Source organism: Roseburia sp. MSJ-14 (assembly GCF_018918225.1).
Taxonomy (GTDB): domain Bacteria; phylum Bacillota; class Clostridia; order Lachnospirales; family Lachnospiraceae; genus Petralouisia.
Map to the genome: position 1 here is coordinate 48,156 of NZ_JAHLQD010000056.1, position 13,282 is coordinate 61,437.

Here is a 13,282-nt window from a genome sequence, read left to right on the forward strand (position 1 = left end):
TGCAAAACTCTCGCCGGCATGATTCATAATGTTTCGCATCGCCATTATCAGACTGCCTTGTACTTATCAATACTTATAATCTTTTCCGCAGCCGCATCCATATCAATCATAGGTGCTGTTTCCTCTGTCTGCATGATTTCTACATCATCATCCTGTTCTTCACAATCCTCAAAGCTCGCATTGACAGCATCAAGTCTGTCCGCCATTGCCACCTGCTTTGATGGAAACAGATGCGAATAACGATATGTGATATCAATGCTCTCATGACCTACCCTGTCAGCTATTGCAACTGCGGAGAACCCAAGGTCAATCAGATGTGAAATGTGCGAATGCCTTAGATCATGGATTCTGATTTTCTTCACACCGGATAATCTGCAGCCACGCTCCATCTCATGATGAAGGAAGCTCTTTGTTACCAGAAAAATCCTGTCTGTTGGTTTTTGGTCATATAACATTGCAAAATATTCCTGCATTTCTTCCGCAAGGAATTTTGGCAGCTTGATTGTTCTGTTGCTCTTAGGTGTTTTCGGTGTTGTAATAACATCCTGCCCCTGCAGTCGCTGATACGATTTATTTATTCTGACTGTGTTCTTTTCAAAATCAAAATCTTCCATCGTAAGAGCAAGCAGCTCACCTAATCTCATTCCCGTCCAGTACAGCATTTCAAATGCATAAAATGAAACCGGCTTGTCAATCACCGCTTCGGAAAACTTCTTATATTCTTCAGTTGTCCAGAAAAGCATTTCCTTCTTTTCTTCCCTGCCCATATTTCCGGCCTGTCTTGCCGGATTTGATTTCAGATTATAAAACCTGCACGCATGGTTAAATATCGCACTTAAGATGTTGTGCATTGTCTTCTTGTAAGTCTGGGAATAACTCTTCCCATTCTCATTACGAAATGCAACCATCTCATTCTGCCACTTGCGTACATCTCCCGGTGTAATCTCATTCATCTTAAGATTCTTAAAATATGGAAGTATCTTTGTATCCACAATGTGTTCTTTTGTAAGCCAAGTGTTGAGTTTGACATAATTTTTCACATCCTCTGTATACAGCTTCCAGAACTCTCCAAATGTCATATCCAGATTATTCTCCTGCCGTATTTTGTAATTACGCTCATAATCCAACGCTTCTCTTTTTGTTGCAAATCCTCTCTTCTTTATCTGTTTATTTTCCCCGGTCCAGTCCTTACAATAGAATTTGACGAACCAGGTGCCTGTCTTACTGTCTTTATAAGCTGGCATATTCATCATCTCCTTCTTTTCATATGCAAAAGCAGATGCCTAAGCCGATATAACTTTTGCACCTGCCTCTGTCTCAATCTTCTTACCTGTTGCTTATCCTGCATCACTCATACCATAAATGCGTTCTTCAAAATATTTTCTGCTTACTTTTCCACGGATTACAATGTAACCCTTCTTTTCAAGTTCACTGTTGATCTGTCTCATAAGCTTGTATGCTGCGGATCTTGAAATTCCAAGAATCTGCATCACATCTCCTACTTCTAAAAACTTTTCGTTCATGCCCTTTCACCACCTTTCCATTAAAATTTGTTTTGGCGTTTCTCCATACCAGTTCTGCTGATGTCACAACCAGCCTCCTTACCTGAGATGATCTCCTGTAATACCGCCCGCTCCTGCTCGAGGTACTCGGTCCGCTTGGGGGAGTGTCTACATTCGCTCGATTCCTATGAATGTCCTGGCAAATGCCTGTTAGATTTCTGATACCGCTCATTCAGTTGTTTTTTTCAATACCATACCGTATAGATAATTGAATTGGTATTATTCTATACCGTGCGGTATTGAATTGTCAAGTAGTTTTTCTAATGCTTTCGTATAGAAAAACTTCCATTTTCATTTTTTCCGTGTTATACTGTCTTTAACAGTCCATCAGGGACAGATAAACGGAGGTAACTACACTATGACAATTGGTGAAAGAATAAAGAAAATACGGGTATTCCGTAAAATGACAATGGACGAGCTGGGCGGTGCACTTGGATTTGAAGGCAAAAATATGTCGGTCCGTATATCCCAGTATGAAACCGGTGCCCGCATTCCCGGTGAAGATATGATTCTAAAGCTTGCTGATGCATTGCACTGCAATTACAAGGCAATCTCTGATTACAGCCTTGGTGCTGCTGAAGATATCATCGAAACACTTTTCTGGCTTGAAGAAAGTGCCACATCTCTCCCGGCACGTGGAAAAGGCACAAGATTTCCAGAGTATACAGCTCCCGGCAACCTGATTCATCTGACTGCAATGACACCTGCAAAACCTTCCGAGACTGCCAGACCAACTTACAATGAAGATGATTATGACAGTGCAGGCTCACCTGTCGCATTAACTTTTGAATATGGATTGGTAAATGATTTCCTTTCGGAATGGTGTGAAATGAAAACGAAATTAAATAATGGAGAGATTTCTCCTAACGAGTATTTTGAGTGGAAAATAACATGGCCTCATGCGTGAAACATAATGTCATCCGCTGTGCACCATCTCGATTCCGCTTCGCTGCATCTCGATGGAGGGCGTTCGCCCTATATGAATAGAAACCTGCTGTCTATGGAATGCAAGCATTCCAAGCCATCAATTTTCTATTCCCGCACAACTCACTTTAGTACCAAAATAGTACCACAAGGCAAAAAACAAGCTCGCAAATGCCCATTTTACTAGGCTTTGCGAGCTTTTGAAAATTATTCAAACTCTATCGTTCCAGGTGGCTTTCCAGTGCAATCATACATTACTCTGTTAACCCCCTTCACTTCATTGACAATTCGGTTTGTTACCTTACTCAGCACTTCCCATGGAATCTGTGCTGCTTCTGCTGTCATGAAGTCTGATGTATTTACGGCTCTAAGTGCGATTGCATAATCATAGGTTCTGAAGTCACCCATAACTCCTACGGAACGCATATTAGTAAGAGCTGCAAAATACTGTCCTAACTGCTTGTCCAATCCTGCCTTTGCAATTTCCTCACGGTAAATCGCATCTGCATCCTGAACAATCTTTACTTTTTCTTCCGTTACTTCTCCGATAATACGGATACCAAGTCCCGGACCTGGAAATGGCTGACGAAATACCAGATATTCCGGAATACCCAGTTCTAATCCTGCTTTTCTTACTTCATCTTTAAAAAGCATACGAAGCGGTTCAATGATTTCTTTGAAATCAACTACGTCCGGAAGTCCACCTACGTTGTGGTGAGACTTAATCACAGCGGATTTACCAAGACCAGACTCAATTACGTCTGGATAAATGGTTCCCTGAACCAGATAATCTACTGCACCGATTTTCTTTGCTTCTTCTTCAAAAACACGGATAAATTCGGCACCGATAATCTTACGTTTTTCTTCCGGTTCTGTAACACCTTTTAATTTTTCATAGTAACGCTGCTGTGCATTGACGCGAATAAAGTTCAGTTCATAAGGACCGTTTGGTCCGAATACTGCCTCTACTTCATCACCTTCATTTTTACGAAGAAGACCGTGGTCTACGAATACACAAGTCAACTGTTTTCCGATTGCCTTAGAAAGCAATACTGCTGCAACAGAAGAATCCACTCCACCGGACAGGGCACACAATACCTTACCATTTCCGATTTTTTCACGCAAGCTCTGGATTGTGGTTTCCACGAAAGAATCCATCTTCCAGTCACCACTGCATCCGCATACATTGAATACAAAGTTGCTCAGCATCTTCATTCCTTCCGCAGTATGCATTACTTCCGGATGGAATTGGGTTGCATATAATTTACGTTCTGGACATGCCATTGCTGCCACTGGGCAAACAGGGGTATGTGCCGTTACTTTAAATCCTTCCGGAGCCTTTGCGATATAGTCTGTATGACTCATCCAACAAACTGTTTTTGGTGATACACCTTCAAACAGTACATCTGTATTATCTACTTCTACTTCAGTATGTCCGTACTCGCTGACAGGAGCTGTTTCTACAGTTCCGCCTAATGTATACGCCATTAACTGAGAGCCATAGCAGATACCAAGAATCGGAATACCCAATTCAAAGATTTCCTTCTGATAATGAGGGGATGTTTCATCATAAACACTATTTGGTCCGCCGGTGAAAATAATTCCCTTTGGATTGATAGCTTTGATTTCATCCAAACTCATCGTATAAGGCTTCACTTCACAGTATACATTACATTCACGCACACGGCGTGCAATCAACTGATTGTACTGTCCACCAAAGTCAAGAACGATTACCGTTTCTTTATTCAAGGCTTTTTCCTCCTATATAACTTCTTAAAATAATAACACGATTCATTCGCATTAATACTTTATGCATCTTTTACCTATTATATAGGAGGAATTCTGTATTTACAAGGGGAAAGTATGGAATTCCAAATTTTTGGCACTTTCTGCATAATTTTTACTTGTTTGCAACTTTAAAATGATATTTTTTCTAAAATCCCTACTTCACATCCTGCTTACTATTTCGATACTGTACCGGTGTCATTCCGTACTTTTTCTTAAACAGGCGGTTAAAGTGTTCTACATTCTGATACCCTACGCTATCTGCAATGTTTTCCACTGTCATACTGGTATTTTTCAAAAGTGTACGCGCCTTTTTCATTCGCACAGATTTTACAATTTCCCCAAATGTTTTTCCTGATTTTTCCTTAATATACTTAGACAGATATGGCTTAGACAAGTGCATCTGCTCTGTCAATTCTTCTAAGGTTACCGTTAAATAGTTTTCCTGAATATAGTTCATAATTTCATTGAGACGCTCATCTCTGCACTGTTCTAACTGCTTTACGGCATCTAACTTATTTACCGCTACGCAAAGTGCTGCAATGGAGGATTTAATAATATCCTCATCAATACCAACGCCCCAGTACATTTTTCCATCGCAGCAGATTCCTACATAAGTTACTGCCTTTGCGGAAGAACCGGTAGACATGGAATGTTCTTCGTACACGGACAATTCGTAGCTTACGTTAAAATACTGTTTCAGTGCATTGCTTACTGCATCCAAACGTCCATTTCCGTTTCCTGCTACGGTACGCACCTGTCCGCCGTGTGAAATAGTTGCCTCTGCCATGATTCCATCTACCTGTTTGAAATGGCACTCTGCAATCTGGAAATAAGGCATATCATTTACATAGTGTTCTTCAAATATCTGATAAACCAGTTGTGGTGAAAGTTCCATATGGCGGCGGTCAGAAACACCTTTTACGGTATATCCTACTTCTTCACGCATCTTATCCGGAATAGTCATTCCGTAGTTCTGTTTCAAAATATAGGCAACGCCGCCCTTTCCGGACTGGCTATTGATACGAATTACGTCAGAATCATAAGTACGTCCTACATCCTTTGGATCGATTGGCAGATATGGCACTGTCCATTTTCCATTTGGATTCTTTTCTCTGCATGCCATTCCCTTGGCAATCGCATCCTGATGAGAACCGGAAAATGCGGTGAATACCAGCTCTCCTGCGTATGGCTGACGTGGAGATACCTGCATTCTGGTACATCTCTCGTATACTTCTACCAGTTTTGACATATTGGAGAAGTCCAGTTCCGGGTCTACCCCATGGGAAAACATATTCATTCCAAGTGTTACAATGTCTACGTTTCCGGTACGTTCTCCGTTTCCAAACAATGTTCCTTCGATTCTGTCTGCTCCTGCCAAAATACCAAATTCCGCATCACAGATACCTACCCCACGGTCATTATGTGGATGCAGAGAAAGCACTACATTTTCACGATACTTCATGTGCTTGCTCATGTATTCTACCTGACTTGCAAAAACGTGTGGCATTGCATTTTCTACAGTTGTTGGCAAATTGATAATTGCTTTTTTATCCGAAGTTGGTTTCCATACATCCAATACTGCATTACACACCTCCAATGCATAATCCACTTCTGTACCAGAAAAACTTTCCGGACTGTATTCAAAGGTAAAGTTTCCTTCTGTTTCGTCTGCTAATTTTTTCAAAAGCTCTGCGCCGTCTATTGCAATTTTCTTAATCTCTTCTTTGCTCTTTTTAAATACCTGCTCACGCTGTGCCAATGAAGTGGAGTTATAAAGGTGAACTACTGCATGTGGTGCTCCTTTTACTGCTTCAAAGGTCTTTCTGATAATATGTTCTCTTGCCTGTGTTAATACCTGAACGGTTACATCATCCGGTATCATATTTCGCTCAATCAATGCTCGCATAAAGTTATATTCTGTATCTGATGCTGCCGGGAATCCTACTTCGATTTCCTTAAATCCCACATCTACCAAAAGCTGGAAGAATTCCAATTTTTCATCTAAGCTCATTGGCTCAATCAATGCCTGATTACCGTCACGCAAATCTACGCTGCACCAAATCGGTGCTTTTGTAATGTATTCCTTTTTTACCCAGTCATAAGTTACTTCCGGTGGCATAAAATACTGTCGTTCATATTTTTCATAGTTTTTCATTTTCTATCCTCCAACTTTTATTTTTCTATTATTCCTCGTATCCTAGGAAAGCCATGCACTTTTGCACTTTAATACTACATGGTGTTCCCTATGATATTAAAAAAATCTTCCGTTCCTACTATCCCAAAAGGGATAATAGAGACGAAAGATATATCATCCTGCGCGGTACCACTCTACTTCATGTTTCCATGCTCTTATCAGCACTTTCATGCCCATCTCTGTAACGGGAGAATCCGTCTTAGCCTACTATATGCTACCTTTTCAGCCAGAAGCTCCAAGGCGAGTTCACTGTATTGTCCCTGCCATCTTCCACCACCGATGGCTCTCTGTAAGTTTCTTTACAGCTACTATTCCTTTTCTTTGCTTTTCATGGAACTTATCATAACATACATCTTTCGCACTGTATAGTGATAATTTTAATCAGTTTTCTTGATGTATGTTATCATTTTTTATAAGAATTGTCAATGCTCCTATTTTACCATTTCTTCTGAATGCTAAGTTTATACATGCATATGCAAGTATTTTTCTTTTGTAGCAAGTCCGCCGCGAATATGACGTTCCTGTTTATTCACGTCTAATACCTTCCGTGCCTCTTTTGCAAGGGTCGGATTAATCTGGACAAGTCGCTCGGTTACGTCCTTGTGTACGGTACTTTTACTGATTCCAAACTTCTTTGCAGTCTGGCGCACAGTTGCATTTTCTTCAATTATATAATTAGCGATATTGATGGCTCGCTCTTCTATGTATCCTTTCAAAAGAATCCCTCATACATTGTTTTTTTATAATGTATGAAAGGCTCATTTTCTTTATGACATTACATTTATTTTTCTTTATTTCATAATCGTTATACTCCCCATTCTCCCCTTTTCTACAGCTTTATCTTGGCAAATGCCTCTGCAAATGCATTGTTCACCGGTTCTTTGGCTTCTTTCTTCATTTTATTCATATACTTATTCACGTCTTTTTTCGATACTCCGCCACCGCTTTCCTGTTTTCGTTTCTCAAAAGCTGACAATTTTTCCCGATAGCCGCATACACAGGTAAAACGTTTATTTTCCCCTTCTCCTACCAGTTCCATCTTCTTATGACACTGTGGACAACGGGCATTGGTGACTCTGGATAAGGTCTTTCGATAACCACATGCTCTATCCTGACATACCAGCATACGTCCGTTCTTGTGATTTACTTCTAACATAAGTTTTCCACATTCCGGGCACTTTTTATTGGTAAGATTATCGTGACGATACGTTTTAGATGATGCAGTAATATCCTTTACGATGTCTACAGTATAGTTTCGTATCTCTGCTTCAAAGTCCTTCTTTTTTGCCTTTCCTTTGGCAATATCTGCAAGTTCCTGTTCCCATCTTGCTGTTAATTCCGGTGAGGTCAATCCTTCCGGTGCAAGCTCTAACACCTGTTTTCCCTTAGAAGTCAGATGAATATACTTGTCTCGTTTTTCAATCATAAAGCTGTTAAACAACTTTTCTATAATATCCGCTCTGGTTGCAACTGTTCCAAGACCTCCCGTTTCGCCTAAGGTCTTTTTCAACTCCTTGTCATTGCTTTCCATATAGCCTATGGGATTTTCCATAGCTGCCAAAAGTGTTGCTTCGGTAAATGGCACCGGTGGTTTTGTTTTTCCCGTGGTTATTTTCCCTTCGGTAAAAACAATCTGCTGACCTTTGGTAAACTCTGGCATATGTTCTGCAAACTCTTCCTTTTCTTCTATCCCTTCTGCGGACTGGTCTGACATCTTAATTTCCTGCCATCCTGGTTGTTCCACGATTTTACCCTTTACGGTAAAGTGTTCTCCTGCACAAACAGCGGTAACTTCTGTCTGTTGATAAATGCATGGTGGCAACAGCACCGCTAAAAATCTGGATACCACAAGCTCATATATCTTTCGCTCTCCATACTCTAACTCGCTCATGTTAATGCCTTGCTCTGTGGGAATAATGGCATGATGATCTGACACCTTACTGTCGTTTACAAAAGACTTATTCCCTGTCAGTGGTGTTTTCAACAACTGGCGACAAATCTGTGCATAATTTCCACTTTGGCATGCCTTGATGCGTTCTTTTAATGTATCTACAATATCTGCTGTCAAATATCTGGAATCTGTTCTTGGATAGGTCACAACCTTATAATGCTCATATAGTCTTTGCATATAGTCCAAGGTTTGTTTCGCAGAAAACCCATACATGCGGTTTGCGTCCTGCTGCAACGCTGTCAAATCATAAAGCTGTGGAGCATAGGATTTTTGCTGTTTTTTCTTTACTTCTTCTATGATCGCGGTCTCATTCTTGGTCTGCTGGAATACTTTTTCTATTTCTTCTTTGGAAAAGGTGCTGGTGCTGTTATTTTTCTTAGAACGCCAACTCCAGGTAACTCCTCCACCCTTTATTTTTATTCCATAGTATTCCTTTGGCTGAAATGCTTTTATCTGTGCTTCTCTTTTTGCAATCATGGCAAGGGTTGGTGTCTGTACTCTGCCACAGGAAAGTTGTGCGTTATGTTTTACCGTTAAAGCTCTTGTGGCATTTAGTCCCACTAACCAATCTGCCTCCGCTCTTGCTACTGCCGCTTCGTACAACTTCTGATAATCTCTTGCATCTTTTAAATGAGCAAATCCTTCTCTGATTGCCTTATCGGTAACAGAAGAAATCCACAGCCGCTTCATAGGCTTTTTCACACCTGCTTTTTGGATAATCCAACGTGCTACCAGTTCTCCTTCTCTTCCTGCATCCGTAGCGATAATAATCTCTCCGATATCTTTTCGATACATCTGTGCCTTTACGGTCTGGTACTGGCGACCTGTTTTCTTAATTACCTGTATCTCTAACTTTTCCGGCAACATAGGAAGTGTCTCTAACTTCCATTCCTTCCACTGATTGCCATAGCTTTCCGGGTCTGACAACTCGATAAGATGTCCCAGTGCCCAGGTTACTACATAATCTTTTCCCTCTAAAAATCCATTTCCTCCCTGTTTACACTGGAGTACTCTTGCTATATCACGCCCTACGCTGGGCTTTTCTGCGATTACTAATGATTTCATATCAAATCCTCTTTCATTTTCCTGCTGTTTTACTTCTTATTGTAGCATTCCCACTTGAGACTTACTACTTTTTTTCATATATTTTCTTACTTTTTCATAAAATAAACAGATTCCATGTACGAGGCTTTTTATGAAATTATCCAAAATGCAACAACTTATTTTAATAGAACTCTTTTTATTTATCCTGCTTTTTGGAGCATATACAGGGCACCACACAAAGGATGCTTCTGATATTTTATCTACGTCTTCTAATGAAGTGTATCGATTAATTTCGGAAGAGGAAAATATTTCTTCTAATTCAGAAAACAAGGATTACATTAAATGGGTAGATTTTAAAGTGACAAAAGAAGCGATGCAAGATGCTTATGAATATGATGTAACTACTTACGGTCAGGAAACACACTTGGACTGGATTTCTCTCCTTGCCTACCAGGCGTGCAAAAATGGTGGAGACTTTAGCCACTATCGTTCTGGTGATATATCTTTTATTGCAAAGAAATTGCTTGCAAAAGAAACTACTTTAGAATCACTTACCAAAGATTTAAAATACTATTCGTACTACTATGAAGCATATGACGCAGTATTAGGTGGATTGGTAGGGGAATATGAAGTTCCGGACACCTCAGAAACTCCTTCTGATAATACAGTTTCTGAGGATGATGCTGTTTCTTCCAAGGCTACTGCTGCAAAAAAGAAAATTTCCGCGAAAAAAGATTCCCACATTGTATGGAAAAAGAAATATGGCTTGAAAGGATTCCTTCCACTTGCCAAAAACTTTCCTTACTCTGACTATGATGACTTTGGCGTTTCCCGCTCCTATGGCTATAAGAGGCAGCATCTGGGACATGACATGGTGGGTCAGACCGGAACACCTATTATTGCCGTGGAATCAGGCTATGTGGAAGCCATCGGCTGGAATCAGTACGGGGGCTGGAGACTGGGTATCCGCAGTTTTGACAGAAAACGCTATTACTATTATGCTCACTTACGTCAGAATTTTCCTTATTGCAAATCTCTGACAGAAGGTAGCGTTGTGACTGCCGGAGATGTCATCGGATATCTCGGACATACCGGATACAGCACGAAAGAAAATGTAAATAATATTGATATTCCCCACCTCCACTTCGGATTACAGCTTATCTTTGATGAATCTCAAAAAGAGGGGAATAATGAAATCTGGGTTAGCTGTTACGAACTAACACGTTTCTTGTACCAGAATCAAAGTGAGACGGTAAAAGATGAGAAAACAAAAGAGTGGCATAGAATCACCGAAATGAGAGATCCTGCTGTAAAAGAATGGAAGAAGGCACACAAAAACTAACTGTACCTTCTCCCATTTTCAACCTTTAAAAAATTCTCTTCACCTCATTTTCATACTTCTCCAACCAGTTTGATTTTTTCACTTTCTAATTATCTCTCTACCCTTTTTTATTTTATGTAATAAACATAATTTTCTTTTCTTGGTGCTGCCTTTGGTTCTTCTCCATTGGTATAACCGATGACACAATGTCCGATTCCTTCGTAATCTCCTTCAATACCAAGTGACTTTAAAATTTCTTTTCCAAATGGACTTTCAAATTCTTCCTTTGCACGATGAATCCAACAGCTTCCAAGTCCTTCGTCATGTGCTGCCAACATCAAGTTACCCATTACAAGACTTCCATCATACAGATAGGTTGGTCTTTCCTTGTTAGCAAGTACAATCAATACCACCGGTGCACCATAAAATGGGTCCATATCTGGATGTCCCATAATCTCTGCATTCTTTTTAGACAACTTATCTCGTAACTCCTTGTTTGTTACTGCAATGATGATTGGAGACTGCTTTCCCATTCCGGTTGCGGCATAAGTTCCTGCTTCTACAATTCGATTGATAACCTCTTCGGGTACCATATCCGGTTTATAACTTCGAATACTTCTTCTTGTTATCATGTTCTGCATTACTTCACTCATTTTTCTTCCTCCTGATTTCTGCCAATAAAATATGATATTATTTCTACCGCACTTCTGCTCCGAAAGGCATCAATGCCAGCTTTGCTAATTTAAACTGCTGCAATCCAAATGGTATTCCCACTATAGTTATACAAAGTACGATTCCCCAAAACAAATGCTCCACTGCTAATACGAAGCCGGATACAATCAGCCAAATAATATTTAGCAGCAATGAACCTACTCCTCCACCGTATTCTACTTCTTTTCCAAATGGGAAAAATGTTAAACCTGCAATTTTAAAACACTGCACCCCCACCGGTATACCCACGATTGTAATACACCAAAGGCATCCTGCAAGGCACCAGCTCAGTCCACTAACCGCACCTCCGAAAATAAACCATAATACGTTACCTAAACAGCCCATATTCTATCATCTCCCTGTCTTTTTATTATTCGCTTTTTCTATTCGCTTTCCTATTCATGCTATCCTTTTCTGGTATACCGACACATCGGATAGTTCTCGCATCCAAAAAATTCACCGTATCGACCTTTGCGCTTTGACAACTTTCCGCCACATTCCGGACAGGAATTCTCCAATACTGCCCACAACTGTTCTGCTGACAAGTCTGTTCCTTTTGATTCTATCTTTTTCTCTTTCAATTGTTGTCTGCCCTCTGTGCTTCTCGCAGACTCCTTTTTTCGTCTTGGGGTTTTTATAAGCGGCTGTTGCACCTGACCTTCTAATAACGGTCCCATTTTCTCATAGCACTTTTGATTCATGATACAGTCATTCAGTGCCCGGTGCGCGCCTTCGGTACTGATACCGAAATACTCTGAAATATCTCCCAGCTTATGATGACTTAATTGCGGGAGACAACTTTTTGCCATATACAGTGTATCTATGTAATCGTTATAAATGCCCTCTTGAAATGCCTCCATGGCTGCATCATAGATAAAATTCGTATCAAAGCTGTGAATATTATGTCCTACTAATATTTCATCACCTATAAACTCTATAAAACCTGCCATTGCTTCTTTGATTTCCGGTGCATCGCTTACCATCTGATTGGTAATTCCATTGACTCTGGTTGCAGATGCAGGAATCCGAATAGAGGGTCTCACCAGAGTGGAATAATCCTCTACCACCTGATTGTCTTTTACTTTTACTGCCGATATTTCTATAATCTCATCCAGTCCGGGACGAAAACCTGTTGTTTCAATATCAAACACAACATAATCTTTCACATACTCAATCCGTCTTCTTCCCTTGTTTCTTACAATTGCCATCTATGATTCCTTTCTCACTCTTAACCGCTTTCTCATCGGCATCTTCCTCCTTTTGTGGCAACGCCTGATATTTATCTGTCTTCTTAAACTCTTTCATAACATCATCATAAGCTGCCACGATTGCCTCTTTCATAGGATCATCCTTACCTACCATAGAAACACTATTCCCATATACTTTTTCCACTTCTTCTTTAGAGCGACAATTTTCCAACTGCTTTTTCAGATTTTCCCGCATTGCCTGCACTCTCGCTGCCTGGGCATATAATTGCGGATTTTTTACACGAAGGTAATTCATTTCTTCGGAAGTAAGTTTTTTTCCGGAACGCAGTTTTTGCATAATTTTTGCCTCATATGCCTGCTTTTCTTCCTCACTTAACCCTTCTGTTGGATCTAAATATCCCAACATTACCGATTCTATATTAAAACTATCACTCTGTGATTGTGTATCTGTTGCAGGATTTACTGTTCCTGACAATTTGTCAAAAATACTACTTATCTTATCTTTTTCACCTTTACCAAATACATTTTTCATAATCTGTGATGCCTGAATGTTCATCTTGTTTCCTCCATTCCCCGATA

The 13,282-nt window shown here is 40.2% G+C and carries 12 protein-coding genes and 1 other annotated feature; of the genes, 2 read left to right on the plus strand and 10 right to left on the minus strand.

Annotation, left to right across the window (positions count from 1 at the left end; all coding sequences use genetic code 11):
- Positions 1–47: 47 nt before the first annotated feature.
- Positions 48–1,244: a site-specific integrase gene (locus KQI83_RS15835; RefSeq protein ID WP_075680665.1), complete on the minus strand. Its 1,197-nt coding sequence runs from the start codon at positions 1,242–1,244 to the stop codon at positions 48–50.
- Positions 1,245–1,337: 93 nt separating this feature from the next.
- Positions 1,338–1,523: an AlpA family phage regulatory protein gene (locus tag KQI83_RS15840; protein ID WP_015560978.1), complete on the minus strand. Its 186-nt coding sequence runs from the start codon at positions 1,521–1,523 to the stop codon at positions 1,338–1,340.
- Positions 1,524–1,920: 397 nt separating this feature from the next.
- On the opposite strand from KQI83_RS15840, the gene KQI83_RS15845 reads away from it, so the two are divergent.
- The gene (locus tag KQI83_RS15845) at positions 1,921–2,469 is read left to right on the plus strand and encodes a helix-turn-helix domain-containing protein (protein WP_022292935.1); all 549 of its coding nucleotides are present in this window, start codon (positions 1,921–1,923) and stop codon (positions 2,467–2,469) included.
- A 224-nt stretch (positions 2,470–2,693) separates the two neighbouring features.
- Here the strand turns inward: KQI83_RS15845 and guaA are convergent, their stop codons facing one another.
- The 4 genes from guaA to KQI83_RS15865 form a co-directional block, all read right to left on the minus strand.
- Complete coding sequence (gene guaA, locus KQI83_RS15850; RefSeq protein ID WP_216560032.1) at positions 2,694–4,235, minus strand: glutamine-hydrolyzing GMP synthase; 1,542 nt, start codon at positions 4,233–4,235, stop codon at positions 2,694–2,696.
- A 193-nt stretch (positions 4,236–4,428) separates the two neighbouring features.
- Positions 4,429–6,429, minus strand: coding sequence for a 2-isopropylmalate synthase (locus KQI83_RS15855; protein WP_216560035.1), 2,001 nt, complete (start codon positions 6,427–6,429; stop codon positions 4,429–4,431).
- 134 nt (positions 6,430–6,563) lie between these two features.
- Positions 6,564–6,799, minus strand: a binding site (T-box leader).
- 130 nt (positions 6,800–6,929) lie between these two features.
- Positions 6,930–7,184 (minus strand): sporulation transcriptional regulator SpoIIID, encoded by a 255-nt coding sequence (gene spoIIID, locus KQI83_RS15860; protein ID WP_216560037.1) that lies wholly within the window; start codon positions 7,182–7,184, stop codon positions 6,930–6,932.
- 113 nt (positions 7,185–7,297) lie between these two features.
- Positions 7,298–9,484: a DNA topoisomerase III gene (locus tag KQI83_RS15865; protein WP_216560039.1), complete on the minus strand. Its 2,187-nt coding sequence runs from the start codon at positions 9,482–9,484 to the stop codon at positions 7,298–7,300.
- A 130-nt stretch (positions 9,485–9,614) separates the two neighbouring features.
- On the opposite strand from KQI83_RS15865, the gene KQI83_RS15870 reads away from it, so the two are divergent.
- Positions 9,615–10,805, plus strand: a complete 1,191-nt coding sequence (locus KQI83_RS15870; protein ID WP_216560041.1) for a M23 family metallopeptidase — start codon at positions 9,615–9,617, stop codon at positions 10,803–10,805.
- A 107-nt stretch (positions 10,806–10,912) separates the two neighbouring features.
- Here the strand turns inward: KQI83_RS15870 and KQI83_RS15875 are convergent, their stop codons facing one another.
- The 4 genes from KQI83_RS15875 to KQI83_RS15890 are packed head-to-tail and all read right to left on the minus strand — an operon-like array spanning position 10,913 to position 13,259.
- Positions 10,913–11,437 carry a nitroreductase gene (locus KQI83_RS15875; RefSeq protein ID WP_216560043.1) on the minus strand — a complete coding sequence of 175 codons (525 nt, stop codon included), beginning with the start codon at positions 11,435–11,437 and terminating at the stop codon, positions 10,913–10,915.
- A 43-nt stretch (positions 11,438–11,480) separates the two neighbouring features.
- Complete coding sequence (locus KQI83_RS15880) at positions 11,481–11,840, minus strand: YccF domain-containing protein (protein ID WP_216560045.1); 360 nt, start codon at positions 11,838–11,840, stop codon at positions 11,481–11,483.
- A 59-nt stretch (positions 11,841–11,899) separates the two neighbouring features.
- Positions 11,900–12,703 carry an exonuclease domain-containing protein gene (locus tag KQI83_RS15885; RefSeq protein WP_216560047.1) on the minus strand — a complete coding sequence of 268 codons (804 nt, stop codon included), beginning with the start codon at positions 12,701–12,703 and terminating at the stop codon, positions 11,900–11,902.
- Positions 12,666–13,259 carry a hypothetical protein gene (locus KQI83_RS15890; RefSeq protein WP_216560049.1) on the minus strand — a complete coding sequence of 198 codons (594 nt, stop codon included), beginning with the start codon at positions 13,257–13,259 and terminating at the stop codon, positions 12,666–12,668. Before KQI83_RS15890 ends, KQI83_RS15885 begins: the two co-directional genes overlap by 38 nt.
- Between the last annotated feature and the right edge of the window lie 23 nt (positions 13,260–13,282).

What these genes read in the sequence shown, in the direction of transcription:
- KQI83_RS15835 (WP_075680665.1), bottom strand. Translation starts at nt 1,244, where the DNA reads ATGCCAGCTTATAAAGACAGTAAGACAGGCACCTGGTTCGTCAAATTC.
- KQI83_RS15840 (WP_015560978.1), bottom strand. Translation starts at nt 1,523, where the DNA reads ATGAACGAAAAGTTTTTAGAAGTAGGAGATGTGATGCAGATTCTTGGA.
- KQI83_RS15845 (WP_022292935.1), top strand. Translation starts at nt 1,921, where the DNA reads ATGACAATTGGTGAAAGAATAAAGAAAATACGGGTATTCCGTAAAATG.
- KQI83_RS15855 (WP_216560035.1), bottom strand. Translation starts at nt 6,429, where the DNA reads ATGAAAAACTATGAAAAATATGAACGACAGTATTTTATGCCACCGGAA.
- KQI83_RS15865 (WP_216560039.1), bottom strand. Translation starts at nt 9,484, where the DNA reads ATGAAATCATTAGTAATCGCAGAAAAGCCCAGCGTAGGGCGTGATATA.
- KQI83_RS15870 (WP_216560041.1), top strand. Translation starts at nt 9,615, where the DNA reads ATGAAATTATCCAAAATGCAACAACTTATTTTAATAGAACTCTTTTTA.
- KQI83_RS15875 (WP_216560043.1), bottom strand. Translation starts at nt 11,437, where the DNA reads ATGAGTGAAGTAATGCAGAACATGATAACAAGAAGAAGTATTCGAAGT.
- KQI83_RS15880 (WP_216560045.1), bottom strand. Translation starts at nt 11,840, where the DNA reads ATGGGCTGTTTAGGTAACGTATTATGGTTTATTTTCGGAGGTGCGGTT.
- KQI83_RS15885 (WP_216560047.1), bottom strand. Translation starts at nt 12,703, where the DNA reads ATGGCAATTGTAAGAAACAAGGGAAGAAGACGGATTGAGTATGTGAAA.
- KQI83_RS15890 (WP_216560049.1), bottom strand. Translation starts at nt 13,259, where the DNA reads ATGAACATTCAGGCATCACAGATTATGAAAAATGTATTTGGTAAAGGT.